This is a genomic window from Sphingorhabdus sp. EL138, from assembly GCF_945882965.1.
Lineage (GTDB): Bacteria > Pseudomonadota > Alphaproteobacteria > Sphingomonadales > Sphingomonadaceae > Sphingorhabdus_B.
In genome coordinates this window covers 24767-48817 of record NZ_CAMCWY010000008.1, presented here as the reverse complement: position 1 = coordinate 48817, position 24051 = coordinate 24767, and the positions used below count along the sequence as shown (strand labels likewise).

The following is a 24051-nucleotide window of genomic DNA, read 5'->3' as shown; positions in this document are numbered from 1 at the left end:
TCGGCTTGACGTCCGCGTTAACTTCCTGCCATTGATAAGGCATATCCGCAGGACAAATTTGCAGGGGAGTTACCATGTCGCTCGATACCATTCCACGCACTGCCTATAATGAAGATCATGAGGCGTTCCGCCAGTCGGTGCGCCAATTCCTGCAAAAGGAAGTCGCGCCCCACGCAAAGCAGTGGCAGGAAGACGGCATTGTCCCCAAATCCATTTGGCCCAAGGCGGGCGAAGTCGGCATGCTCTGCCCCACTGTTCCAGTGGAATATGGCGGCCTTGGCCTCGACTTTGGCTATAACGCCATTGTTGACGAGGAATCGGCTTATTATGGCGGTGTCGCCACCGGCTTTTCGCTCCAGTCCGACATCGTAGTCAACTACATCACCAGCTATGGCAGCGAAGAGCAGAAAAAGCATTGGCTGCCTAAGATGATTTCGGGCGAGGTTATCACCGCCATCGCCATGACCGAGCCTGGCACCGGAAGCGACCTTCAAAGCATGAAGACCACTGCCAAGAAAGACGGCAATCATTATGTCATCAATGGCAGCAAAACCTACATCACCAATGGCCAGAATGCCGACCTGATTTTGGTCTGCGTCAAAACCGACACCGAAATTCAGCCCGCCTATAAGGGCATGTCGGTTGTCCTCGTCGAGGCTGACCGTGAAGGTTTCAAGCGCGGCCGCAACCTCGACAAAATCGGCATGGACGAAGCCGACACGTCGGAATTGTTCTTCGAAGATGTCCGCGTCCCAATGACCAACTGCTTGGGTGAAGAGGGCAAGGGCTTTATCTATCTGATGAGCGAACTGCCGCAAGAGCGCCTTTCCATCGCCGTGTCATCGATGGCAAGCACGCAAAAGGCATTTGACGAAACCGTCGCCTTTTGCCGCGACCGGATCGTCTTTGGTAAGCCATTGCTCGACTTCCAAAACACCCGCTTCGTACTGGCCGATATCAAGGCAAAACTGCAAGTCGGCTGGGCGCATCTCGATTGGGCATTGAACCGCCATTACAAAAAAGAACTGACCGCCGAAGAAGGCGCAGCTGCCAAATTGTGGCACACCGATTTGCAATGGGAAGTGGTCGATGCCTGTCTGCAATTACATGGTGGTGCGGGATATATGAACGAATATCCCATCGCCCGCATGTGGCGCGCCGCCCGCGTAACGCGAATTTTTGGTGGTACGAACGAGATCATGAAAGAACTGATTGGTCGGGGTCTTTAGAACGATCTATATTCCCGGACTACTCCGTCACCCTGAACTCGTTTCAGGGTCCATCTTGCCACACAACCGGCGGTTGAGGCTGATAAATTTACCCTGAACCAAGTTCAGGGTGACGACTGTTGATAAAGGTTCCTTATGCCCAAACCGCAAAGCTGGCAGCTTGACCCTGCAAGCTATCCGTTCAAACACCGCACAGAAACGCGTTTTGCCGATCTGGACTTGCTGGGCCACATTAACAATGTCTCGATGGCCGGATTGTTCGAACATGGCCGCGGTATGTTCAATCACGCCATCGCGGTCGAACGCCGCGCGCCCGGGCAACGCTGGCTAATCGTCAGCGTGGCGCTTGAATATATTGCCGAGGCGCATTTCCCCGAACATGTGGAAATTGCCAGCGGCATATTGCGGATCGGCCGCAGCAGCTGGGACATCGCCTCTGCTGCGTTTCAAGGTGGCGAATGCAAGGCGACCTGCATCACCACCGTCGTGCTAACCGATGCGAACGGCCCGACCCCCTTACCGCAAGAGTTGCGCGCGGAGTTTGAAAGGTTGCACGTTAAGTCGGCTTAATCGGCAAACACTCCCGCCCGCTTCTGCATTCCGGCCATCACCGCTTCAATCTGGTTGGGCTTGCGGATGACGCGGGCTTGGCGGACGCTTTCGGCCATCAATATCGCGTCTTCGTCCATATCGGCATATTCATTGAACAACGCTTTTGCTTCAAGCATCGCGTGCGGGTTGCGGTCGGCAATTTCGCGCGCAATGGCCATCGCGCTGGCGTGCGGGTTTTCGTCCACAAACGTCGCAAAGCCCAGATTGAGCGCTTCGGCCCCTGAAAACTCACGGTTGGTGTAGGTCAGTTCACGCAAACTATCTTCTCGCACCATCCCGCGCCACAAAGCATATCCACCCATGTCGGGGATAAGGCCCCATTTCATTTCCATCACCGCAAGCCGCGCATCAGGCGCGACCACGCGGATGTCTGCGCCGCTCGCAATTTGCAACCCGCCGCCGAAACACACACCATGCACCGCCGCAATCACTGGCGTCGGCAATTTGCGCCACAGCATGGCGACCTGTTGGAATGTGTTGGCGTTGCCATGCGTCCTGTCGGTCAGGCTACCCATTCCGCTGTTCGCGCTTGCGCCGCCGCTGGCCATGCTGGCCATGTCAAGGCCTGCGCAGAAGCTGCGTCCTTCGCCCGACAACACCACAGCGCGTATGCCTTTCGTGCTGGCAAGCTCTTCACCTGCGGCTATGATCCCTTGAAACATCGCTGGATCAAGCGCGTTCATCTTGTCCGCACGCGTCAAGCGGACGTCGGCGACATGATTGTCGATGGAAATGGATACGCGGTCGTTCATGCTTCGCTCCTGTTCAATGCAAATTCCACTAAAGGCAATTGATCATTGCCAAAATACATCTTGTCAGTGTCAACAAATATGGCCGGCGAACCATAGCCGCCACGCGCGATTACCTCGTCTGTGTTGGCGCGCAACTGGGCCTTTACCGCATCGGTCTGTGACGCCAAGCGCATGGCCTCTCCGTCAAGCGCCGCTTTGTTCGCCACCGCGACCAACACATCGGGGTCGTCAAGATTTTCCTGCGCGCCAAAATAGCTTTCGAAGGCAGCCTTACTGAACGTCTTTAGCGCCACCTGATCGCCTGCGAGCGCAGTTGCCATACGCATCGCATGGATGCTTTTTGCCGGATGATAGATGCTGGGAAAGTTGATTTCCACGCCCGCCAGCTTTGCCCAATCGCGCATAACCCGCCAACTATGCTTAAACTTGGGGTTATCGGCCGCTTCTCGTGCGGCATATACAGACGGATTGACTGCATTGAAAACGCCGCCGACCAATATGGGACGCAAGCAGACAGACACGCCGGTGCGTGCGATCAGGGCATCAAGATTGTGGAACGCAATGTACGTCCATGGACTTGAAAGATCGTAGAAGAATTCAACCCGTTCGCCGTTCATGTGCCTCTCCTTTTGCCAATATCAGCCATAGCATTGCGTCATATTTTATGAAGCTGATAAATTTTGATTTTTGCCCATGGGCAAAAGTTCCAACGCTTGTCCAGGAATTTGCACCGTTTGCCGCAGTTCGACACTGGCAAGGTTGCTGTTAATTTGACTTTAACCGCCATACGCCACAGGAGTGCATGCGGGAACCCCCGTGGGGCTGGGAAGACGGTCGTGGATTATGCGCCTTATGTTTGACGGCAAAGAAACACGGCTTGCTGGACAGGGCTGGGACATTGATGTGTCGGTGCCCGATGCCATGACCCATTCGATGCGTCAAAAATCCGAACCACATGCGTCTGTCACGAGCTGGGTTCACCGCCTGGCCGAAATCGATTTTGTGCCAGACCTTGGCGAAGATATTGGATCGCTTCGCTGGTTCCGTGGGCTTGGCACCTTAATAGCATTAAGCGTCGCTGCGCTTGCCCTTCTGCCAGATTACGGACCGATTTACGGCGTGCAGCCTGCAATGCCCAACGCGGCAGAGTTTGAAGAGGCGCGCGCACAAATGATTATGCCAATCGGTTATGGCAGCGACACCGGCAAGCGCATGGCCGCCACCGACGCTGTTGTCGCACTGGCCGACAGCCCGGAACGCCCGCGCATCGCGCTCACGGCATCTTTGGGGCGCGGCGATAGCTTTGCCCGCGTGCTCCAACGTTCGGGTGTTGGCGGCAGTGAGGCAGATAATGTCGTGAACATGGTATCGGGTGTAACGGCATTGTCGGAGATTGAGCCTGGTACGCCCATTGATATTGTGCTTGGGACGCGACCGTCGAAAAACCAGCCGAGACCGCTTGAATCGGTTACCTTTCGCGCGCGATTTGACCTCAATCTCGAAATCAATCGTGAGGGCGGCAGTTTAAGATTGCGCAAAAAGCCAATAAACGTCGACAACACGCCGCTGCGTATTCGCGGGACAGTGGGTAGCGAGGGCATTTACCGTTCGGCGCGGGCCGCTGGCGCGCCTGCGCGTGCTATTCAGGATTATCTGAAAGTCATTACCGGACGCACATCCTTATACAACATCCGGCCGACTGACCAATTTGACATCATCATCGATTACAAGCGCGCTGAAACCGGCGAAGTCAAAGTGGGTGAACTGCAATATGCGGGCGTAGATCGCGATGGAAAATCCAATATCCAGATGCTGAAATGGACGATGGGTAACAACACCCAATGGTTTGAGGCATCGGGCGTCGGTGAATCGAAAGGCACCCTCAGCCGTCCTGTCAATGGCGCCGTGACCTCCGGTTTTGGCGGACGGCGACACCCGATTTTGGGCTATATGCGGATGCATGCCGGCCTTGATTTCAAGGCGGCTTATGGCCAGCCCATTTTTGCGGTGACCGACGGCGTAGTGGCTTTTGCTGGGCGCAATGGCGGCTATGGCAATTTTGTGCGGCTCAACCACAGTGGCGGTCTTGCGAGTGGCTATGGTCATATGAGCAGGATAGCAGCGCGCGCCGGTAGCAGAGTCCGGCGGGGGCAAATTATTGGCTATATCGGCTCCACAGGCCTGTCAACAGGACCGCATTTGCATTATGAGCTGTATCGCAACGGGCGCGCGGTAAACCCAATGTCCGTGAAGTTTACCGAGCGTGCGCAGCTGTCCGGCAGTGACCTCACCCGTTTCAAGGTCAAGCTTCAAAGCATGAAGTCCGTCAAGCCAGGCGCGGCACTTGCGCAATTGCGTACGGCAACCAAAAAAGACGAAGCGCCAAAACGGGAAATCGATCGATTAACGTTTCGGGATAACAAGACACTCACTGGCGGATAAGGCGTTGAGGAAAGAAACTATCGCCGCTAAGTGTTTTGGATGAACGATATATCTTCTTTCCCAAATAGCCGCCTGCGCCGCACCCGCGTAACGGGTTGGAGCCGCGCGATGGTGCGCGAGAATATGCTTTCCCCTGCCGATCTTATCTGGCCTTTGTTCGTAACCGAAGGCGAAGGCGTTGAGGAACCGATTGCGACCTTACCCGGGGTTTCGCGCTGGTCCGTTGACCAGATTGTGATGCGCGCTGCCGAAGCCATAGAATTGGGCATACCTTGCATTGCTTTGTTCCCGAATACGCAGGCGGACCGCCGCACAGAAAATGGCGCAGAAGCGTTCAATCCCGATAACCTCATGTGCCGCGCCATTCGCGCTATCAAACAAGCGCATGGGGACCAGATCGGCGTTTTGACCGATGTCGCGCTCGACCCTTACACCACCCATGGGCAAGATGGGCTGATCAATGATGACGGCTATGTGGTCAATGATGACACCGTAGCCGTGCTCGTCGACCAGGCGATCAACCAAGCCAATGCGGGCGCAGACATCATCGCGCCAAGCGATATGATGGATGGCCGCGTTGGCGCTATTCGCAAAGCACTTGAAATGAACGGGCACCATAATGTTCAGATCATGTCCTATGCCGCCAAATATGCGAGCGCCTTTTACGGGCCATTCCGCGATGCCGTCGGCTCGCGCGGCCTATTAAAGGGTAACAAGAAATGTTACCAAATGGACCCTGCCAATACCGACGAAGCCATGCGCGAAGTTGCCATGGACATTGCCGAAGGCGCAGACAGCGTCATGGTGAAGCCCGGCCTGCCCTATCTCGATATTGTCCAGCGGGTGCGTGAGCGCTTTGACGTGCCTGTGTTCGCGTATCAGGTATCGGGCGAATATGCGATGATTGAGGCTGCCGCAGCGGTCGGCGCAGGCGACCGTGATGCGCTTGTGCTGGAAACGCTCACGGCGTTCAAACGCGCAGGATGTTCGGGAATATTGACCTATCATGCGGCATTGGCGGCGCGTTTACTTAAGGCGTAACGCCTAAGCGCATCCGTCCTTCCGCACCTTAGCTATGGAAAAGCCAATGACACACACCCGCAACGACATCAGCATCATTACGCTGAACGGTAAAACACCAATAATCCACGACAGCGCCTTTATCGCGCCGGGTTGCCGTATCATCGGGGATGTCACCATCGGGGCAGACGCAAGCATCTGGTATAATTGCGTCATCCGCGCAGAGGTGAACCGCGTGGTCATTGGCGCGCGAACGAATATTCAGGACGGCAGCATCGTCCATTGCGATGGCCCGATGCCCGGGGTTGAGGACGGATTTCCCACCATCATTGGTGACGATGTGCTCGTTGGACATAATGTCATGCTGCACGGTTGCATCTTGCATGATCGCGCATTTGTTGGCCTGTCCTCCACCGTTATGAACGGCGCAGTGATTGAAAGCGACGCTATGCTCGCCGCTGGTGCCATGCTGACCCAAGGCAAACGGATAGAGACGCGGCAATTATGGGCGGGTTCGCCTGCGCGCTTTGTGCGCGATCTGGACGACGCTGCGGTCATGGGGATGCGGCTTGGCGTTGCGCATTATGTCCACAATGCCAAGGCACATGCCGCCGCAACCTCGGCTTAAAACTTCGCCCTTATGGTGAAGCGGCCATTGATCGGCGCACCCGTCGATATGTTATTATTGTTATGCGCATCCGAATAATAATCGGTGTTGAACAGGTTTTCGACATTCAACTGCAATTGTAAAGCATCACTCAGGTCATAATAAAACGCCGCATCAACCCGCGTGAAAGCCGGCAGCTTTGTTGTATTGGAATTGGTCCGGATTGCGGCAAACTGGCTTGATTGGTGAATGATGCCAAGGCCAGCGGCAAATCGATCGTTAAATTCATAGCGGTTCCACAGGCTCGCCTGATGCTGGGGAACCTGCCCCAAGCGCACGCTGTCATTGCCAGCCAGGGTTGCGTCCTGATAGCTGTAGCCGCCATGCACTTGCCATGATGACGTAATATTGCCCGTGACCGCCAGTTCAACGCCTTGCGTCCGGGTCGTGCCGATATTGATGCTGGCCACAGGATTGCGTGGATCAGGGGTCGTCGCATTGCTGCGTTCCAACTGAAACACGGCTAGCGTCAGGTTCAGATTGGGCTGCACATCCCATTTGGCGCCAATCTCGTAATTTGTGAACTTTTCCGGCGCGAGATTCTGCTGCGTCACCGTGAGCGCCAAAAACTGGTCGCCAGAGCGTGGCAGGAAAGACTGGCTGTAGCTGCCATATAAAGAGATATTTTCCTGCGGCTTGAAAATCAGGCCAAGGCGCGGACTGACTTTTTCGTCCTTCCGGGCAAAGGGCCGGTCAACGACGGGAAACAGGTCAGTGCCTTCAATGTTGAATTTATCATAACGCAGGCCAGCAACAACGTCGATATGGTCGCCAAAGCTGATTTGATCCTGAACATAAGCGGAGAAGAATTTTACGTCGGACACGGTATCGCGCGACAATGCGTTGAAATTGACGGTCGGGAAAATAGGATTGGCAAGATTGAAGCTTGGCGTGGACAACGCGCCATTGAAACGCCGATTGGCCGATTTTTGGTCTCCATATTCGGTGCCGACTAAGATTTTATGCATCAGCGGGCCAGTTTCGGCATCCCAGACCAAATTGGCTTGCGCGATGAAATTTTCACGTTGAGTCGGATCACTATAAGCGGCCAAAGCAACGGTGCCATTTTGCGCAGTCGCAGCAATATTGGCATAGACGTTCAGGTAAGTTTTGTCATAGTCGCCATATAATATTGTGCCGCTAAAGCTCAAATTTGAAGTCAACGCACCATCAAGCCGCAGTTTAGCGATTTGCGCCTCCAACTTGGTGTAGTTGACGCCAGGAACGCCAAAAAATTGGTCGCGGTAGCCAGCGATCGGTCGGTTGGGCTGACCGGGACCAGTGGCGATTGAAGGGATGCCACGGTCGGTTGTGCGGTCGTCATGCACATATTCATAGGAGAGCCCAAGCTTCCACGCGTCATTCAATTTGAACGCTACATAAGGGTTCCAAGCATAGCGCGCACCCCCAACGAAGTCGCGATGGCTGTCAAAGTTTTCGTAAACAGCGTTGATGCGCACGGCTGCGACATCGCTTAAGGGCGCGTTGACATCCGCCGACATATCATAAGCGCCAAAGCTGTTGATGCTGGCTTGACCTGCATAGATATAATCATCGCTCAAAGGAGATTTCTGCACGCGGTTGATAATGCCGCCGCCACCGCCGCGACCGAAGATCAGGGCATAAGGCCCTTTCAGGATTTCGACCCGCTCGATGTTATAAAGCCCGCGATAATATTGGACGTCATCGCGCACACCATCCAAAAAGAAGTCAGCGGTGGTGTTTTGCCCGCGCAAGGTAATCTGGTCGCGGTTGCCCTCGCCTTGGCCCACGGTTGTGCCGGGAATATAGCGCAATATGTCCGCAAGCGAATGATGCGCCTGATCGTCCAACTGCGCGCGGGTCACGACGTTGATGGTCTGCGGGATATTGATAAGCGGCGTATCGGTTTTTGTCGCGGTAACCGAATTGGTCGCAAGATAGCCGTCGCTTATGCCAGTCACAATGATCGCCCGGCTGTCATCATAGGCTTCGACGTCAAACGCTTCTTCGGCACTTACGGGTTGCCCAAATGCGGAAGCAGACAACACAGCGATAACAGACGCGGACAGGCGGAGCATAATGGGCCTTTTTACTTTATTGCGAATGACTCGCAAATCTATTTTGGTTCACTATTGAGAAGCGTTATCATATGCAATTGAAAATTGTAAAAATCGTTGGATTGCTTTTGCATCTGGTCGCAGGTTTGCAGTATTGAACCCAGACAGGAGGGATTTTCACTTATGCATGCAACGATTTGGCACAATCCGGATTGCGGAACCTCCCGAAAAACTTTGGCAATCCTGGAGGAAACCAAAGGCGTCGTGGTTGATGTCATCGCCTATCGCACACAGCCATTTGCCCGCGAAAAGCTTGAACAACTGCTCCATGACGCAGGCCTGACGCCGCGCGAGGCATTACGCACACGCGGATCGCCTGCTGAAGAATTGGGCCTTATCGAAGGTGCATCGCCCGAACAGATATTGGACGCAATGGTCGAGCACCCAAACTTGGTTGAACGGCCCTTTGTTGAAACAGCTAAGGGCGTCCGGCTATGTCGACCTCAGGAAAAGGTCTACGAAATCCTGTAAGCCACCCTATTACGCCGCGATGGCGTAAGGCTGAATTTCACCCGACAGATACAAATTGCGCGCCTTGGCTCGGCTCATCTTGCCGGAGCTTGTCCGCGGCAAGGTGCGCGGTGGTACCAATTCAACGACGCAGTTCATGCCAGTGACCGAACGAACCTTGTCCCGAATTTGTTCACGTAGCTTGGCACGTTCGGCTTCGTCCGTGGTCCGGCATTGCACCAGCACCGCTGGCGTTTCTTCGCCACCCGGCATTGTGACGGCGAAGGCAGCAATGTCACCAGCCTTAAAGCCCGGCAATTGTTCCACCGCCCATTCAATGTCCTGCGGCCAATGGTTTTTGCCATTGATGATGATCATGTCCTTGGCACGGCCAACGATGTAGATATAGCCATTCGACAGATATCCCATGTCGCCAGTGTCGAGCCATCCATCGACCAAGCAAGCATCGGTAGATTCCTTGTCGCGGAAATATTCCTTCATCAAGGACGGGCCAGTGCACCACACTTTGCCAATTATCCTGTCCGCAACTGCCGCGCGGTTATCGTCGCGGATCTCGATGGTCATGTCCTTTACGGCACGCCCGCAATTGACGATTGCACGATATCGAACCGGGCGGTCCGAAGCGCCGGGGTGGCCTGTAAGCTCGGCCTCTTCAACCAATTCAACCTGAATGCCTTCACCCGGCGGCATGATCGACACCGCAAGCGTGGTTTCGGCAAGGCCGTAGCTTGGCAAGAACGCCGACGCCTTGAACCCTGCATCGCCAAAGGTGTCCACAAATGCCTGCATCACGTCAGGCCGGATCATGTCCGCACCATTGCCTGCAAGCCGCCATTTGGACAGGTCAAAGCGGTCGTTCACATGGCTCTGGCTCGAAATCCGCCGCGCGCAAATGTCATAGCCGAATGTCGGCGAGTAACTGATAACCGTGCCGTCGGCGGCACTGATGACGTCAAGCCACGCCAGCGGGCGACGGGCAAAATCCTCCGTCTTCATGTAATCGGTCGACACCTGATTCGCCACTGGCGACAGAAAACAACCCACAAGGCCCATGTCATGATACCAAGGCAACCACGACACGCAGCGGTCATTTTCGGTCACTTCCATACCGTGCGAGTGCGCCGACAGATTGTTTAACAATGCATTATGCGTCACCGCGACACCATGCGGGAAACGGGTCGATCCGCTGGAATATTGCAGATAACAAATTTCGTCCGTTTCCGCCGCTGGCAATTCGGTTTTGGGCGCAATACGGTCGCTGAAGCTTTCCCAATCCAGGCCTTCGACAGCGCATGCCCGCGCCGCATCATTGGCCATGTCAGCCAGTTCGGCGGGGAAAAACAATATCTTGGGATCACAGCTTTTCAACTGCACCGACAATTGATCGACATAGCTTTCCTTGCCGCCAAACGAGGTCGGTAGCGGCAGTGGGACGGGCCATGCGCCCGCATAGACACATCCGAAAAACAGCGCCGCAAAATCTGGCCCTGTTTCAGCGACCAAGGCAACGCGGTCATCTTTACAAATGCCATAGCTGATCAACCGATAGGCCATTTTCAGCGCGTCTTCGCGCATTTCGCTATAAGGATAAGGCCGCGCTAACTGCCCACGCATATCATGGAAGTTCAATCCGCGCTTACCCAAGGCAGCGTAATCGAGCGCCTCACCAAGCGTTGCAAAGTCGGAGAAGCGGCGTTGCAAGCTGTCCTGCGTTGGCGTGGATGCGAGTGCGCTCATAATGTTTCCCATAGCGTAATTGCGCATTAGCCCATATCACTTTTATTAACTTCCTTAGCCGAGGATAGCAGTTCAAATTTCGGCCCGACTGTGGCAAGAATAGGGCGTGAACCAACACCGCCCTGCCAAAAAGCCCGCTCCACCGTTAAATGCGGAAAGGCTGCGTCAATTGGCGCTGCATTATGTCGGTAAATATGCCACTACACAGTCAAAATTGGCTGGCTATTTGACGCGCAAAATACGCGAACGGGGCTGGGAGGATGAATATTCCGCAGACATTGCCGGATTGACCGAGCAATTCACGTCCTTGGGCTATATCAACGACGCCCAATTTGCCGAGGCCCGCAGCCGGTCCTTCGTCCACAGGGGCTTTGGCGGGCGACGGCTAAACGAGGATTTGCGCGCCAGCGGGATTGGTGACGCCGATGCTATACATGCTAAAACGCATATGGACGATAGCATCTTCACCGCTGCCCAAAACTTCGCCAGGCGAAAACGGCTTGGTCCCTTTGCACAGGAAGCCGCACCACAAGAGAAACGGCATAAGCAGTTGAACGCGTTCCTGCGCGCCGGACATAGTTTTGAATTGGCAAAACGGTTTGTATATGCCGAACCCGGCGATGAGATCAGCGAAGACTGAGTTTAGGGTCAGGACCTAGGGTCCTACCCTAGTCGTAAACCCGGTCTGCTGTCGCCACCGCCTCTGACGCCCGAAGTGCGGAGATGATGCGCATGAGGTGTTGCAGATCATGCACTTCCAAATCCACCTCAAATGTGTGAAATTCGATATCGCGCGCGGTCATCCGCAGGTGGATGATATTGGCCTTGTGATAGCCGAATATCCCGGCAATCTCGCCCAATGTGCCGGGCCTGTTATGGATGATAACCCGAAGCCGCGCCGACGCGCCGTCGCTGCCCTGCCCCCAGCTCAAGTCAACCCAGTCCGCGTCTGTCCCATTGGCCAACCGGTCGCATTCAATGGTGTGCACCTCAACCGGCTGCCCCGCCAGCCGCAGCCCGACAATTCGGTCGCCGGGAATGGGATGGCAGCATTCGCCAAGATGATACCCCACGCCAGGGGTCAAGCCACGGATAGAGATCGCGCTTTCCTGGCCCGGAAAATCGATGTGGCTGCCATCCGCGTCGAAACCAGGCACCAGCGCCTCCATCACCGTACGGTCGTTGATTTTACCTAAGCCAATGCGATGCATCAGCTCGTCCTCATCCTCCAGCTTTAACCGCGTCAGCGCCGCCGCAAGCGCCTTTTTGCCGATTTTGCCCGGCATACGCGCGGCAATTTCTTCATACAGCTTGCGTCCAATCACAACCAGCTCATCACGTTCCCGGTGTCGGACATGGCGACGGATGGCGGCGCGTGCCTTGCCCGTGGTCACAAAGTTCAGCCACGCCTGTTGCGGTTCTTGCGCCTTTGACTTCAGAATTTCGACCATGTCACCGTTGCGCAACTGCGTTCGCAACGGCACATGACGGCCATTGACCTTGCCACCAACGGCATTGTCTCCGAGGTCGGTGTGCACAGCATATGCAAAATCAACGACCGTTGAACCCTTCGGCAACTGGTGCAGCGCGCCTTTAGGTGTAAAGGCGAAAATGCGGTCCTGATACATCGCCATCCGCGTGTTTTCGAGAATGTCTTCGGCGTCTTGGCTTGTCTCGAGTATCTCGATCAGATCGCGCAGCCAGCCCGCCTGCCCATCGGGCTTGTCATCCTGCTTATAGGCCCAATGGGCAGCAAAACCACTTTCCGAGTTGCGGTGCATCTCGGCGCTCCTGATTTGCACCTCCACCCGCATATTCTTGGCGAACATAATCGTGGTATGGATCGATTTATACCCGTTGCGCTTAGGCGTGGAGATAAAGTCTTTGAACCTTCCGGGCACCATTTGCCAGCGCCGATGCAGCACGCCCAAGGCGCGGTAACAGTCTTCGGTCGTTTCGGTAATAACGCGAAAGGCATTGATGTCTGTCAGTTGTTCAAACGCGACATGGCGTTCCTGCATCTTTTTCCAGATCGAATATGGGTGCTTTTCGCGGCCAAAAATTTTGATTTTAAGGCCAGCCTGCTCCATTTCCCAAGCGATGGTCTGGTTGATCTGGTCAATCTCGACATCCGCCTTGTCGCGGATTTGTTTCAGGCGGCCTGTTATCGTCTGATAGGCGGCAGGCTCCAATTGTTCAAAGGCGAGCAACTGCATCTCGCGCATATATTCATACATGCCAATCCGTTCGGCCAGCGGGGCATAAATATCCATCGTTTCCTTGGCGATACGGCGCCGCTTTTCGGGGCTTTTAATGAAATGCAGCGTCCGCATATTATGCAGCCGGTCGGCGAGCTTGACCAAAAGCACGCGGATATCATCGGAGATTGCGAGCAAGAATTTGCGCAGATTCTCCGCCGCCCGTTCATCCTCGGTCTGCGCTTCAATCTTTGACAGCTTGGTAACGCCATCGACCAAGCGCCCGACCTCGGGACCAAAGCGCTGTTCAACATCCTCAATAGTGGTCAGCGTATCTTCAACCGTGTCGTGCAGCAACGCGGTGATGATCGTGTCCTCATCCATTTTGAGGTCAGTCATCAGCCCTGCAACCTCCACCGGGTGGCTGAAATACGGATCACCAGAGGCCCGTTTCTGCGCCCCATGCATTTGCACAGTGAACACATACGCCCGGTTAAGCCGATCTTCATCGACATCAGGTGCATACGCCCGCACCCGCTCAACCAGTTCATATTGCCGCATCATCAGTCCAACTTGGGTCTTTTACGCTGCGATGCAACAGGAAAATGTTTTTGGGCTAGGGTCAGGACCACTTTACGACTTGGAAGGGCTTAAGCTTAGCCGCGTGACAACAAAAATGCGCTGGAAGACGTGGATCTTCCAGCGCAGTTTGCATTCGGCTCCTAAAGCTGCCCGAAACAGGCAGCATTGGGGGTAGGAGAGCGGAGCCAAAAAATTCCGTGTCGGCTTAGTTCTTGGCGACTGCCTGTGCATTATCACCATTGCATGCCGCAACTTGTTCAGCCGTGAACACGCGCTCACCAGCGGTGAAGGCCGTAATTGCACCGAATTTACGTGCGATGCTGACGCACATATTCTTTGGTGCAGTCGACGCCATTGGCGCGCGGCAGCTTGTGCCTTCGCACTTTACATATACGCTGCGCAGCAGTTGTGGCTCAGCAGTGGTCGTCTGTGCCAGCTCGGCTTTATAATAGCTACCATTGGTGGCGGCATGCGCCTGCGGCGCTACGAACAAAAAAGTTGCGCTCAAAGCAGTGGCGGCAACAAGCGCGCCCATACGGGCGGAAATATGGGAGAGAGTCATCATATAATCCTTCAGATTTGCTATACTTTCAAATTACAGCCCGGAACTTTTGCTCTTCGTCTGTGGTTTGCGCCTCTGATAAATCAGTTGCGAATCAATACCTATTATTATAAGTTTCTATTTGCAACTTAAATTTGCAATTTGGGTTGATTATTTGGAACAAAGGTCGCAATCTACGATTGGGAGGATGTTTTATGGCTGAATTGCGGGAACCTTTGCACCAGCTCGCCGAATGTGGCCTGCCCACGGCGCTGGAGGCGATGGGTGAACGCTGGTCATTCATGATATTGCGCGCGGCCTTTAATGGCGTTCGGCATTTTGAGGAGTTTCTGTCCGAATTCAGCATTGCGCGCAACATATTGGCCAACCGCCTGACTCGCTTGACCGAAAGCGGGATATTACACCGCACCCCCTGCCCCGACGACCGGCGAAAGGTTGAATATCGCCTGACGGAAAAAGGGCTCGACCTCCTGCCAGCGATGATTGCCCTGCGCCAATGGGGCGAAAAATGGGGTACGGGCGTTTTGTCCAATCCGGTTTTGGTCGATGACCGTGACAGACAACCAATCCTGCCCGTCACAATCCGCAGCCATGATACACGGGTTCTTGGCCACATGGACCTATGCTGGATGAACGCGGCAGACATTACGCCGATCAGCGCCGACACGCATGAAGTCGATGATCGCGTTAGGAAGTTAAGCGCGATTTAACACGCGCTACTGACATGCTGTAAAGCGGCCATTGAATTTTTATTGCGAATCTGTTACACCATGTGTCGACAAGCCAAAAATGGTTGATGACTGCGCGTCCAATCCAGGCAGCGACAGGTTCATGACGTAAGGGACGATCGAAGAAAGTCTGATGGGCGACGCTCTGTTGCCTGAACACGCTATTCTCCCGAATAATCAGAAAGGTCGTAATATGACGTCCACCGCGGCGATATTTGATGTAGGCGATTATGTGGTCTATCCCAAGCACGGGGTTGGTCGCGTAATAGAGCTTCAGGATTCCGAAATCGCAGGGATGCAGCTTCAGCTTTATGTGCTGCGCTTTGAAAAAGAAAAAATGACGCTTCGCGTGCCTTTCAACAAGGCCGAAGGCGTTGGCATGCGCAAGCTTTCGAGCGACAAGACGCTGAAGGAAGCGATGCACACCTTGACCGGTAAGCCCAAGGTTAAACGCACCATGTGGTCACGTCGTGCGCAAGAATATGAAGCGAAGATCAACTCGGGCGACCTGGTATCAATCGCCGAAGTGACGCGCGATCTGTTTCGTCCCGACGACCAACCAGAGCAAAGCTATTCCGAAAGGCAGATTTTCGAAGCCGCCTCAAGCCGCCTCGCGCGCGAACTGGCCGCCATGGAAAAAACCGATGAAAAAGCGGCGCTTGCCAAGATCCTCGTGATCCTCAACGAAGCCGCACCACAGTATTACGAAAAAGCGGAATAAACTTTCCTTACCGGAAAAATCTAAAGGGCGCTGGAAACGGCGCCCTTTTTTCTGGCCTTATGCTACCGCGTAACGCCCAGCCTGACAATTAGATGTCCCGAATGATATGAGGCAACATGGCCATGGTAATAGTCTGGTACGATGGGGCATGCCCCTTGTGCATTCGCGAGATTGCATTGATGCGTCGGCTCGACACGCGGCAGGCAATCGATTTCCTCGACATAGCGCCTGCAGATGCGGTGTGTCCGCTTGACCGTCAAATGATGCTCGCGCGCTTCCACGCCAGCGAAGACGGAATCATCCTATCGGGCGCCGCCGCCTTTGCCGCCATGTGGCGGGCCATTCCGTTGTTGAAACCGCTTGGCCTCATCGCCCGTAACCGCCTTGTGCTGCAGTTGCTCGAACGGCTCTATAACCGCTTCCTCATCATCAGGCCGCGCCTGCAAAAATTACTGGACTAGATATGCTTCTCGATACCTTCCCTGCAACGCGGAATGCTGCGCTGTCTCGTCTCATACAGTTTGCGCCGCGGGCTGGCCACGCCTATGCGTCTGGCCGCAATATTGACCCCGGGCCGGAGCAAGCAGGCGCAGTGTCAAAGCTCTCGCCATACCTGCGCTATCGCATGCTAACCGAGCAAGAAGTCGTCGGTGCCGCGCTTGGCCGACACAGCCTGCCAGCCGCCGAAAAATATGTACAAGAAGTTCTGTGGCGGACATATTGGAAGGGCTGGCTTGAGATGCGGCCGTCGGTATGGACACAATATCGGCAAGAGCGTGACCGGCAACTTGACAGCTTCCCCAATGCCCGCGCGATCCGCAGTGCAGAGGCAGGCGAGACCGGCATCGAAGGGTTTGACGACTGGGCGCGCGAATTGGTGCAAACCGGTTATCTCCACAACCATGCCAGAATGTGGTTTGCGTCAATCTGGATATTCACTCTGCGCCTCCCTTGGGCCTTGGGCGCTGACTTCTTCCTGCGGCATTTGGTGGATGCCGACGCGGCCAGCAATACATTGTCCTGGCGGTGGGTTGCGGGCTTACAAACAGCAGGCAAAACCTATCTTGCAACAGCCGACAATATCGCGCGCTTTACCAATGGACGATTTGTGCCAAAGGGTCTGGCGACCATTGCAACGATGCCAGCGGACGTGACGACACCAGCGCTGCGTCCTTTGCCGCAAGCCGCATTTTTCGACGCGCATAAGCCTGCATATCTGTTGGTAACGCCGGAGGATATGCACCCTGAGTCGGTCTTTGGCGCACCTGCCAAAATCATCGGCGCCAGCATCTTGGTCGACCCGGAAACTTTGTGGGGTGACAATGCCAGAGCCTTTGTCGCGGCCACGACCCATGACGTCACTGAACGCGTCAGTAACGCCTTCAAATGCCCGACAGCATTGCTCGGTAACTTGGATGCGGCAGCCCTTATTACACAAGCGCGCGCGGCAGGGGCAGAACAAGTCATCACATCCTACGCCCCCACAGGCCCGGTAGCCGACGCGCTTTGCCGCATCGCTCCAATATTGGCCGCCGAAGGCGTTCCGCTGTTTCAAGTCCGACGCGCTTGGGACGAAAACTTCTGGCCACATGCAACGAAAGGCTTCTTCCCTTTCAAAGAAAATATTTCCAAAATCCTTAAGGAAATGGGCCTTTCCAGATAGACCGCAAAAATGGGTTGCGCGAAACCAAGCCGAGCATATTGTTTGGGCAATATACACAAGGGGGCACTTCATGGATCATACCATATGTTTTCTGGGACAGTTTAGGCAGCATCATTTGCTCCTAAATCACGGTGTCAAAATAACATGAGCAATTGGTGGGACAGGAACGTCGTTCCGCGATTAATAGGTTGCGCATGTACGCAACCTGCGGTGATGCGTGATAGGGCCAAGGTCGTGCCGCACGCCTCTGGCGATGTTCTTGAACTTGGCTGCGGCGCGCCCAATCTCGATTATTATGACTGGGACAAGGTGCGTTCGCTGTCAGGGGTCGACCCATCTGCTGAATTGCTTGCCCGCGCACAACTGGCGTTGGAAAGCAAAGGGATGAAAGCCAACTTCATGCCCGGCGTCGCAGAGGCGCTTCCCTTCGCCAGCAGCAGTTTCGACTGCGTTGTCACAACCTTCACGCTATGTTCAGTGCAGGACCCAAGCGCCGCTTTATCAGAGGCAAAGCGCGTGCTCCGGCCAAACGGACGCTTGCTGTTTGTCGAACATGGCCGCGCTCCAAATCCATCGGCCGCCGCGTGGCAAAGCCGTATCGAGCCGATCTGGAAACGGATTGCCGGTGGTTGCCATTTGACCCGGCCAGTGACCCAGGCCATATCTGACGCTGGCTTTGTGTGTAATGCGCCGCAAGGACATTATATGAAACGGACGCCAAAATGGCTTGGCTGGGTTGAATGGGGTGAGGCACGATTGGCTGGAGCGAACGCTGCCTCACCAAACAGGCTGTAGACGCTGCCATCCATTGTCCCGGGATCAAAAAAGAGGAATACCGTTAATGACCTTAAGCCCGTTTAGTCGGTACAGTGCCTTTGCCATCGCACTGTCGCTCACCGCCTGCAATATGCCAGCCAATGGCGTAACCTCGGCGGCTGGTTGCACTCCGGGCGCAGCCGCAGGCCAGTCCATAGCGGGACTGGAACAAGTGACCTTATGCGTCACCAATGCCACCAAAACGCATAGCTTCACCGTTGAGGCCGCAAGAACAAGCGCAGAGCAAGCCAAGGGGCTTATGTTCAGGACGGAGCTGGCCGACAATGCGGGTATGATTTTTCCCTTTCCAGAACTGCGCTTTGCGAGTTTCTGGATGAAAAATACTGTGATCCCTTTGGACATCATCTTCGTGCGCGCGGATGGCACGATTGAGAGTATCGCCGACAACACGATCCCTTATTCCACCATACCCGTTGCGTCGGGCGAGCCAGTTGCTGCTGTGTTGGAATTGCGCGGCGGTCTCGCGGCTGAACTGGGGATCGTTGCCGGCGACAGGGTGCAATGGACAACCAAATAAGGATTGCACGGAATCATGCTTGCTCCTAATCGCCAAAAGCATGGGTATATTCGGAAAAATCTTCACTTGGTGGGATGGCGCGACCATCGGCACGGCAATCTATAGCTGGCGCAAAGGCAAAGCGGTGGGCGCCGACGCCTCAGGTAACCGATATTATCAATCATCCGACGGCAAACGCCGCTGGGTGATCTATAACGGCCCCAATGATGCAAGCCGCGTGTCGCCCGATTGGCATGGCTGGCTGCATGGCACACATGATGGCGATCCCGAGAGCTACTTGCCGCCACACAGGGGGTATGAAACCGCAGCGATGCCAAATCTCACCGGCACCGACGCTGCTTATCGTCCAGCAGGATCCATTGAGCGTGGCGGCCATCGTGCGCGCGCGGCGGGTGATTATGAGGCGTGGAGTCCCGACGCATCATGATCCGTTCGCGCGGTTTAATCTGGTTGTCTTTATTGGCAACGCTTGCCGCGTGCGGTTCTGCACAGGATGAAACGCTTGCGCCCGCAAAATCGGGCAAGGCTCTTGCGACAAAAGACAAAATTATTGCCATGTCCGGCAAAACCATTGGCACCCCTATGGCAGAACGCGTTGCGGTGCTTGGCCTGCTGAACAAGCGAAATGGTCAAACGCGCGACGTTGAGCTGAAACCCGGCCAAGCTATTCGCTTCGACAAAGTGGTCATCCGGCTGAGGGCTTGCGAGAAAACAGCGCCGTGGGAAAATCCACCTGAGGAAGGTGCATTTGTGCAATTGCTCGTGAATGAGCGCCCCCCCGGGACGACTGAGGCCGAAAGATGGCGTAATGTTTTTTCGGGTTGGCTGTTCAAGGAAAATCCCGCAGCCAATGTTGTCGAGCACCCGATTTACGATGTGTGGGTCAAGGCTTGCAAGATGCGCTTCCCCGGCGAAGAGGCACCTGTAGAGAAGAAATCTTCTGAAGAGGCTCCGAAAGCGGATCCAGCAGCCAAAGCGCCGTCAAGTGACCCCCAGTCGCCGCCTGAGGCCGCCCCCGCTGCGGTTGAAGAAGCCAGCCCTGAAGAGGCTTGAACGGCTTTTGTTAGAGCAGCCTCAAGCAGTTTAAGATACGCGCTCTGGGTCATTTCTATTGCCCCTAGGCTGGCCAAATGGTCGGTCATGAACTGGCAATCGAGCAATTCAAACCCGCCAAGTCGAAGCCGTGCGACCAACCACGCTAAAGCAACCTTAGACGCGTCGGTTTCGCGCGAGAACATGCTTTCCCCGAAAAACGCGCGCCCCAACGCCAACCCGTAAAGCCCGCCCACGAGGCGACCTTGGGACCAGCATTCGATGCTATGTGCCCGCCCTATTTGGTGCAAGCGGCAGAACGCCTCTTCGATATCCGGATTAATCCAAGTGTCCCGTCGGTCAGCTTGCGCTTCGGCGCAAGTGGCAATGACCTGCGCAAAAGCGGTGTCGGCGGTGACCACAAACCGGTCCTGCCGGATAGTTTTGGCAAGCGACTTTGACAAACGAAAGCCATCCAGCGGCATGACCGCCCGAAACTCCGGTTCAATCCAAAAGGTATCGGGGTCATCACGGGCATCAGACATCGGGAATATGCCATTGGCGTAGGCCTGAAGCAGTAAATCCAGATCGATGGGCAAATGATGTCCTTTCGTGTCCGTCCTATTTGCCTATCTCGAATTGCGCCGACGCATGCAATGGATTATAGTGTCTGTAATCGCCCCGGCAGAGTTAGGCTCCTCAATGGCCAACTCCACCGGGGCGTGTCATTTCAAGCAAAGTCAGGGACCGCATATGACCCGCCGCCGCAAAATATACGAAGGCAAGGCCAAGATTCTTTATGAAGGTCCTGAACCCGGCACGTTAATCCAATATTTCAAGGATGATGCCACCGCCTTCAATAACCAGAAAAAGGGCACAATTTCCGGCAAGGGTGTTATCAACAACCGCGTGTCGGAACATGTCTTTACGCGGTTAAGCCATATCGGCATCCCGACGCACTTCATTCGTCGCCTGAACATGCGTGAGCAGTTGATCCGTCAGGTCGAAATCGTCCCGATTGAAGTGATCGTGCGCAACGTGGCCGCCGGTTCCTTGTCAAAACGCCTTGGTATCGAAGAAGGCACGCCGCTTCCGCATACCTTGCTGGAATATTGTTATAAGGACGACAACCTTGGCGACCCATTGGTCGCAGAGGAGCATATCGCCTGCTTTGGCTGGGCAACGCAGGAGGAAATGCAGGACATTTCGTCCATGGCGATCCGCATCAATGACTTCATGTGTGGCATGTTTGCCGCCATCGGCATCCGGCTTGTGGACTTCAAACTTGAGTTTGGGCGCTTGTTCGACGGTGATTTTTCGCGAATCATCCTTGCCGATGAAATCAGCCCCGATGGTTGCCGCTTGTGGGATATTGAAACCGGCGAGAAGCTAGACAAGGATCGGTTCCGCCGTGACCTTGGCGGCGAAGCAGAAGCCTATCAAGAAGTCGCCCGCCGCCTTGGCCTAATGCCGGACGAAAGCGAAGGGGCGGTCCTCGACATGGTCAGCCACCGATTACGCAAAGGTAAGTAAATCAATAATTTGCACGAGAAAATATTGCAGCTTCCACGCGTCCATGGAAGAAATCTAAGCGTATGAAAAATGCGCTGCGCCTTATCCTTGGACTCGCAATCGTCTGTGGCAGAACCGCTAACGCGCGCAGATGATGGTAAGGATTATAGCGCGCAACTTTAACCGGGCTGGAGCGTAAGGCACGGGCGTTTTGATATTCCGCGCACTCCCAGAAGACATGGTCAGCGGTGGCGCAAAATCGGCTGAATAAAGTTCGAAGCCATTTCAAGTCAATTTTGGTTATTCACCTTTTTAAAAACAGCTCCGCCATGGCATCCATAATCGCAGCGGAGTCGAGCCGATATTCGCTGTATAGGTCGGGCAAATCCCCCGTCTGACCGAAACGATCCGTGCCCAGCGGACTGACCCGCCGACCGTGTACGCCGCCCAGCCAGGACAGAGCGCCCGGCGAACCGTCAATCACCGTCACAATGCCTGCATCGGGTGCCAAAATGGACAACAAATCCTCCGCATGACATGTTTGCGCGTTCCGGTCTGTCCAGCGCGCAGCCTTGCTCGCGGACCATTCACGATGCAGCACATCGGGCGAGGTCACGTTCAAAACGCCTAAACCGGGAATATCATCCAGCATGTCTTCATACGCCGCCAACACCTCAGGCGCGATGGCCCCTGTAAATGCAATAGCCGCTTCTGCGCCTGCCGCGGGTGGCCGCAACCAATATCCACCTTTGAGAGCATCTGCCTCCCAATCCGTATTGGCCCGTTCGACTTGCGCGACCTGACGCGTACTCAGCCGAAGATAGACAGAGCTTCCCTCGGGTTTTTGCAGATATTCAAACGCCCACCGCATGAATAAAGCAACTTCATCGGCATAAGCAGGTTCAAAATACGCAAGGCCCGGTTGTCCCATGCCAATCAACGGCGTGTTAATAGACTGATGCGCGCCGCCCTCTGGTCCTAAAGTCAAACCAGACGGCGTTCCGACGAGCAGAAAACGCGAATCTGAATAACAACCATAATTCAACGCATCGAGACCACGGGCGATGAAGGGATCATACACCGTACCAACCGGAATAAGGCGCGTGCCGAAATGCGGTGCCGCCAGACCAAGCGACGTCAGCAACAAGAAGAAATTGTTCTCCGCAATTCCAAGTTCAATATGCTGACCGGCCGCATGCGCCGCCCATTTCTGAGCGGATGGAATTTTGGCCTCACGGAAAATATCCGCCACGTCCGACCGGCGAAACAACCCGCGCTGGTTCACAAAACCGCCCAGATTGGTTGTCTGCGTCACATCAGGCGCAGTGGTCACGATCCGGTCTGCCAGCTCCTCCGATGATTTGGCAAGATCGAGAAGTACGTTGCCGAATGCCGCCTGCGTGGATTGTACATCACCCGACGGAACTGCGAAGCGAGCGGGCACGTGTATTTGCGGCGATACGGGCTCTTCCGGCTTGGCGGCAAGAACGCTGTTCCCGATAAAATCTTTGAGCCGTGCCGCCATGTTACCACCAAGACCGGCAAATGGCTCCCATTCCTCCCCCGCCGCGATGCCCATGGCCATGCGCAGCTGATCAATCTGACCGGGGTTCATCATCCCGGAATGATTGTCCTTGTGCCCCGCCAGCGGCAGGCCGTAGCCTTTGACCGTATAGGCAATGAACAAGGTGGGCCGTTCATCACCGGCACTGTCAAAAGCATCCATCAATGATTCGATGCAATGGCCACCCAGATTGGTCATCAGTGCGGCCAGACCATCGTCTTCAAAACTATCCAGCAGCTTTTTCACATGCGGTTTGCCGCCAATATCTGCCATCAGGCGCGCCCGCCAAGCCGCACCGCCCTGATACGTCAAAACGGCGAATTCCGCATTGGGGCAATTTTCGATCCAGTCCTCCAGCGACTTCCCACCGGGCCGGGTGAAAGCTGCATGTTGCAACTTACCATGCTTTAAGGTGATGACCCGCCATCCCATGGTCTCGAAAATATCGTCAAAGCGCCGAAACATCCGGTCTGCCGTCGTGCTGTCGAGCGATTGCCGGTTATAGTCGACCACCCACCAGCAGTTCCGGATGTCGTGCTTATACCCTTCAATGAGGCATTCGTAGATATTGCCTTCATCCAGTTCAGCATCGCCCATCAACGAAATCATGCGGCCTGCATTGCCCTCTTCTATCGATCCGTGCGCAATCAAATAATCCTGCACCAGACTTGAAAAGGCGGTAATCGCAACACCCAAGCCTACGGACCCAGTGGAGAAATCCACCGGAATTTTATCCTTTGTCCGGGACGGATAGCTTTGTGCGCCGCCAAGAGCGCGAAACTGTTGCAATTGTTCCAGCGACTGATTGCCCAGTAGGTAATGGATGGCTTGCAGCAAAGGTCCCGCATGTGGTTTGACGGAAACCTTGTCATTCGGGCGCAGCGCATGAAAATACAACGCCGCCATAATCGCCGTCATCGACGCACAGCTTGCCTGATGCCCGCCGACCTTCAACCCGTCCCGCTTTGGCCGGATGTGGTTAGCGTTATGCACGGTCCACGAGGCCAACCAACGCAGCCGCGAGTCGATGGTTTCGATGGCTGCTATTTTCTCTTCACGCTTGTCGGCGACAATATTGGCCATGGCTATGTTCCGCTTAAATCAAA

The 24051-nt window shown here is 55.0% G+C and carries 23 protein-coding genes and 1 pseudogene; 16 read left to right on the top strand and 8 right to left on the bottom strand.

Going from position 1 to position 24051, the window contains the following annotated elements:
- The first annotated feature begins 74 nt into the window (after positions 1 to 74).
- Positions 75 to 1229 (top strand): acyl-CoA dehydrogenase family protein, encoded by a 1155-nt coding sequence (locus Q0N43_RS05035; protein WP_295443425.1) that lies wholly within the window; start codon positions 75 to 77, stop codon positions 1227 to 1229.
- A gap of 135 nt (positions 1230 to 1364) precedes the next feature.
- Complete coding sequence (locus Q0N43_RS05030; protein ID WP_295443422.1) at positions 1365 to 1799, top strand: acyl-CoA thioesterase; 435 nt, start codon at positions 1365 to 1367, stop codon at positions 1797 to 1799.
- Here Q0N43_RS05030 and Q0N43_RS05025 read toward each other — a convergent pair.
- Together Q0N43_RS05025 and Q0N43_RS05020 are read right to left on the bottom strand one after the other, a co-directional pair.
- Positions 1796 to 2593: a crotonase/enoyl-CoA hydratase family protein gene (locus Q0N43_RS05025; protein WP_295443419.1), complete on the bottom strand. Its 798-nt coding sequence runs from the start codon at positions 2591 to 2593 to the stop codon at positions 1796 to 1798. The genes Q0N43_RS05030 and Q0N43_RS05025 overlap by 4 nt on opposite strands.
- Positions 2590 to 3210: a 2-hydroxychromene-2-carboxylate isomerase gene (locus tag Q0N43_RS05020; protein ID WP_295443416.1), complete on the bottom strand. Its 621-nt coding sequence runs from the start codon at positions 3208 to 3210 to the stop codon at positions 2590 to 2592. Before Q0N43_RS05020 ends, Q0N43_RS05025 begins: the two co-directional genes overlap by 4 nt.
- Positions 3211 to 3445: 235 nt before the next feature.
- Here Q0N43_RS05020 and Q0N43_RS05015 point away from each other — a divergent pair, with 235 nt between their 5' ends.
- From Q0N43_RS05015 to Q0N43_RS05005, 3 genes are read left to right on the top strand one after another with little or no spacing between them, the layout of a single operon-like run.
- The gene (locus Q0N43_RS05015; RefSeq protein ID WP_295443414.1) at positions 3446 to 5035 is read left to right on the top strand and encodes a M23 family metallopeptidase; all 1590 of its coding nucleotides are present in this window, start codon (positions 3446 to 3448) and stop codon (positions 5033 to 5035) included.
- A gap of 39 nt (positions 5036 to 5074) precedes the next feature.
- Entirely contained in the window at positions 5075 to 6076 is a 1002-nt protein-coding gene (hemB, locus tag Q0N43_RS05010; protein WP_295443411.1) for a porphobilinogen synthase, read from the top strand.
- A 46-nt stretch (positions 6077 to 6122) separates the two neighbouring features.
- Complete coding sequence (locus Q0N43_RS05005; protein WP_295443408.1) at positions 6123 to 6683, top strand: gamma carbonic anhydrase family protein; 561 nt, start codon at positions 6123 to 6125, stop codon at positions 6681 to 6683.
- On the opposite strand, the gene Q0N43_RS05000 is transcribed toward Q0N43_RS05005, so the two are convergent.
- The gene (locus Q0N43_RS05000) at positions 6680 to 8782 is read right to left on the bottom strand and encodes a TonB-dependent siderophore receptor (RefSeq protein ID WP_295443405.1); all 2103 of its coding nucleotides are present in this window, start codon (positions 8780 to 8782) and stop codon (positions 6680 to 6682) included. The genes Q0N43_RS05005 and Q0N43_RS05000 overlap by 4 nt on opposite strands.
- A 162-nt stretch (positions 8783 to 8944) precedes the next feature.
- On the opposite strand from Q0N43_RS05000, the gene arsC reads away from it, so the two are divergent.
- Positions 8945 to 9292 (top strand): arsenate reductase (glutaredoxin), encoded by a 348-nt coding sequence (arsC, locus tag Q0N43_RS04995; protein ID WP_295443403.1) that lies wholly within the window; start codon positions 8945 to 8947, stop codon positions 9290 to 9292.
- A 9-nt stretch (positions 9293 to 9301) separates the two neighbouring features.
- Here the strand turns inward: arsC and Q0N43_RS04990 are convergent, their stop codons facing one another.
- The gene (locus Q0N43_RS04990; RefSeq protein WP_295443401.1) at positions 9302 to 11029 is read right to left on the bottom strand and encodes a fatty acyl-AMP ligase; all 1728 of its coding nucleotides are present in this window, start codon (positions 11027 to 11029) and stop codon (positions 9302 to 9304) included.
- A 106-nt stretch (positions 11030 to 11135) separates the two neighbouring features.
- Between Q0N43_RS04990 and Q0N43_RS04985 the strand changes: the two genes are divergently transcribed.
- Positions 11136 to 11669 carry a RecX family transcriptional regulator gene (locus Q0N43_RS04985; protein WP_295443398.1) on the top strand — a complete coding sequence of 178 codons (534 nt, stop codon included), beginning with the start codon at positions 11136 to 11138 and terminating at the stop codon, positions 11667 to 11669.
- Between the two features lie 28 nt (positions 11670 to 11697).
- On the opposite strand, the gene Q0N43_RS04980 is transcribed toward Q0N43_RS04985, so the two are convergent.
- Together Q0N43_RS04980 and Q0N43_RS04975 are read right to left on the bottom strand one after the other, a co-directional pair.
- Positions 11698 to 13791 carry a bifunctional (p)ppGpp synthetase/guanosine-3',5'-bis(diphosphate) 3'-pyrophosphohydrolase gene (locus tag Q0N43_RS04980; protein ID WP_295443396.1) on the bottom strand — a complete coding sequence of 698 codons (2094 nt, stop codon included), beginning with the start codon at positions 13789 to 13791 and terminating at the stop codon, positions 11698 to 11700.
- Positions 13792 to 14014: 223 nt separating this feature from the next.
- The gene (locus Q0N43_RS04975) at positions 14015 to 14371 is read right to left on the bottom strand and encodes a hypothetical protein (protein ID WP_295443393.1); all 357 of its coding nucleotides are present in this window, start codon (positions 14369 to 14371) and stop codon (positions 14015 to 14017) included.
- A gap of 194 nt (positions 14372 to 14565) precedes the next feature.
- On the opposite strand from Q0N43_RS04975, the gene Q0N43_RS04970 reads away from it, so the two are divergent.
- The 8 genes and pseudogenes from Q0N43_RS04970 to Q0N43_RS11495 all read left to right on the top strand — a co-directional run.
- Positions 14566 to 15081: a helix-turn-helix domain-containing protein gene (locus Q0N43_RS04970; protein ID WP_295443390.1), complete on the top strand. Its 516-nt coding sequence runs from the start codon at positions 14566 to 14568 to the stop codon at positions 15079 to 15081.
- A 211-nt stretch (positions 15082 to 15292) separates the two neighbouring features.
- The gene (locus Q0N43_RS04965; protein WP_295443387.1) at positions 15293 to 15820 is read left to right on the top strand and encodes a CarD family transcriptional regulator; all 528 of its coding nucleotides are present in this window, start codon (positions 15293 to 15295) and stop codon (positions 15818 to 15820) included.
- A 116-nt stretch (positions 15821 to 15936) separates the two neighbouring features.
- Positions 15937 to 16281 (top strand): thiol-disulfide oxidoreductase DCC family protein, encoded by a 345-nt coding sequence (locus Q0N43_RS04960; protein ID WP_295443385.1) that lies wholly within the window; start codon positions 15937 to 15939, stop codon positions 16279 to 16281.
- Between the two features lie 2 nt (positions 16282 to 16283).
- The gene (locus Q0N43_RS04955; RefSeq protein ID WP_295443382.1) at positions 16284 to 17483 is read left to right on the top strand and encodes an FAD-binding domain-containing protein; all 1200 of its coding nucleotides are present in this window, start codon (positions 16284 to 16286) and stop codon (positions 17481 to 17483) included.
- Between the two features lie 213 nt (positions 17484 to 17696).
- Positions 17697 to 18278 carry a class I SAM-dependent methyltransferase gene (locus Q0N43_RS04950; RefSeq protein WP_295443379.1) on the top strand — a complete coding sequence of 194 codons (582 nt, stop codon included), beginning with the start codon at positions 17697 to 17699 and terminating at the stop codon, positions 18276 to 18278.
- Positions 18279 to 18324: 46 nt separating this feature from the next.
- A complete protein-coding gene (locus Q0N43_RS04945; RefSeq protein ID WP_295443376.1) occupies positions 18325 to 18837 on the top strand; it encodes a DUF192 domain-containing protein in 513 nt (170 codons plus the stop codon).
- A gap of 40 nt (positions 18838 to 18877) precedes the next feature.
- Positions 18878 to 19264: an NADH:ubiquinone oxidoreductase subunit NDUFA12 gene (locus Q0N43_RS04940; RefSeq protein WP_295443373.1), complete on the top strand. Its 387-nt coding sequence runs from the start codon at positions 18878 to 18880 to the stop codon at positions 19262 to 19264.
- Positions 19261 to 19671 (top strand): annotated as a pseudogene (locus Q0N43_RS11495) (DUF2155 domain-containing protein); the annotation flags it as partial. The gene Q0N43_RS04940 and the pseudogene Q0N43_RS11495, both read left to right, overlap by 4 nt.
- 35 nt (positions 19672 to 19706) lie before the next feature.
- Here Q0N43_RS11495 and aat read toward each other — a convergent pair.
- Positions 19707 to 20468 (bottom strand): leucyl/phenylalanyl-tRNA--protein transferase, encoded by a 762-nt coding sequence (aat, locus tag Q0N43_RS04930; RefSeq protein WP_295443370.1) that lies wholly within the window; start codon positions 20466 to 20468, stop codon positions 19707 to 19709.
- A 154-nt stretch (positions 20469 to 20622) separates the two neighbouring features.
- Between aat and purC the strand changes: the two genes are divergently transcribed.
- On the top strand, positions 20623 to 21402 hold the full coding sequence (gene purC / locus Q0N43_RS04925) for a phosphoribosylaminoimidazolesuccinocarboxamide synthase (RefSeq protein WP_295443368.1): 780 nt from the start codon (positions 20623 to 20625) through the stop codon (positions 21400 to 21402).
- A gap of 283 nt (positions 21403 to 21685) precedes the next feature.
- Here purC and Q0N43_RS04920 read toward each other — a convergent pair whose 3' ends face one another.
- Positions 21686 to 24028 carry a transketolase gene (locus tag Q0N43_RS04920; protein ID WP_295443365.1) on the bottom strand — a complete coding sequence of 781 codons (2343 nt, stop codon included), beginning with the start codon at positions 24026 to 24028 and terminating at the stop codon, positions 21686 to 21688.
- Positions 24029 to 24051: the final 23 nt, after the last annotated feature.

Excerpts from the sequence above, each read along its gene's own strand:
- hemB (WP_295443411.1), top strand. The coding sequence starts at position 5,075 with ATGAACGATATATCTTCTTTCCCAAATAGCCGCCTGCGCCGCACCCGC.
- Q0N43_RS04920 (WP_295443365.1), bottom strand. The coding sequence starts at position 24,028 with ATGGCCAATATTGTCGCCGACAAGCGTGAAGAGAAAATAGCAGCCATC.
- Q0N43_RS05025 (WP_295443419.1), bottom strand. The coding sequence starts at position 2,593 with ATGAACGACCGCGTATCCATTTCCATCGACAATCATGTCGCCGACGTC.
- Q0N43_RS04980 (WP_295443396.1), bottom strand. The coding sequence starts at position 13,791 with ATGATGCGGCAATATGAACTGGTTGAGCGGGTGCGGGCGTATGCACCT.
- Q0N43_RS04965 (WP_295443387.1), top strand. The coding sequence starts at position 15,293 with ATGACGTCCACCGCGGCGATATTTGATGTAGGCGATTATGTGGTCTAT.
- Q0N43_RS05020 (WP_295443416.1), bottom strand. The coding sequence starts at position 3,210 with ATGAACGGCGAACGGGTTGAATTCTTCTACGATCTTTCAAGTCCATGG.
- purC (WP_295443368.1), top strand. The coding sequence starts at position 20,623 with ATGACCCGCCGCCGCAAAATATACGAAGGCAAGGCCAAGATTCTTTAT.
- Q0N43_RS05005 (WP_295443408.1), top strand. The coding sequence starts at position 6,123 with ATGACACACACCCGCAACGACATCAGCATCATTACGCTGAACGGTAAA.
- Q0N43_RS05000 (WP_295443405.1), bottom strand. The coding sequence starts at position 8,782 with ATGCTCCGCCTGTCCGCGTCTGTTATCGCTGTGTTGTCTGCTTCCGCA.
- Q0N43_RS04940 (WP_295443373.1), top strand. The coding sequence starts at position 18,878 with ATGGGTATATTCGGAAAAATCTTCACTTGGTGGGATGGCGCGACCATC.
- arsC (WP_295443403.1), top strand. The coding sequence starts at position 8,945 with ATGCATGCAACGATTTGGCACAATCCGGATTGCGGAACCTCCCGAAAA.
- Q0N43_RS04960 (WP_295443385.1), top strand. The coding sequence starts at position 15,937 with ATGGCCATGGTAATAGTCTGGTACGATGGGGCATGCCCCTTGTGCATT.
- Q0N43_RS05035 (WP_295443425.1), top strand. The coding sequence starts at position 75 with ATGTCGCTCGATACCATTCCACGCACTGCCTATAATGAAGATCATGAG.
- Q0N43_RS04945 (WP_295443376.1), top strand. The coding sequence starts at position 18,325 with ATGACCTTAAGCCCGTTTAGTCGGTACAGTGCCTTTGCCATCGCACTG.
- Q0N43_RS05015 (WP_295443414.1), top strand. The coding sequence starts at position 3,446 with ATGTTTGACGGCAAAGAAACACGGCTTGCTGGACAGGGCTGGGACATT.
- Q0N43_RS04990 (WP_295443401.1), bottom strand. The coding sequence starts at position 11,029 with ATGAGCGCACTCGCATCCACGCCAACGCAGGACAGCTTGCAACGCCGC.
- Q0N43_RS04950 (WP_295443379.1), top strand. The coding sequence starts at position 17,697 with ATGCGTGATAGGGCCAAGGTCGTGCCGCACGCCTCTGGCGATGTTCTT.
- Q0N43_RS05030 (WP_295443422.1), top strand. The coding sequence starts at position 1,365 with ATGCCCAAACCGCAAAGCTGGCAGCTTGACCCTGCAAGCTATCCGTTC.
- Q0N43_RS04970 (WP_295443390.1), top strand. The coding sequence starts at position 14,566 with ATGGCTGAATTGCGGGAACCTTTGCACCAGCTCGCCGAATGTGGCCTG.
- Q0N43_RS04955 (WP_295443382.1), top strand. The coding sequence starts at position 16,284 with ATGCTTCTCGATACCTTCCCTGCAACGCGGAATGCTGCGCTGTCTCGT.
- Q0N43_RS04975 (WP_295443393.1), bottom strand. The coding sequence starts at position 14,371 with ATGACTCTCTCCCATATTTCCGCCCGTATGGGCGCGCTTGTTGCCGCC.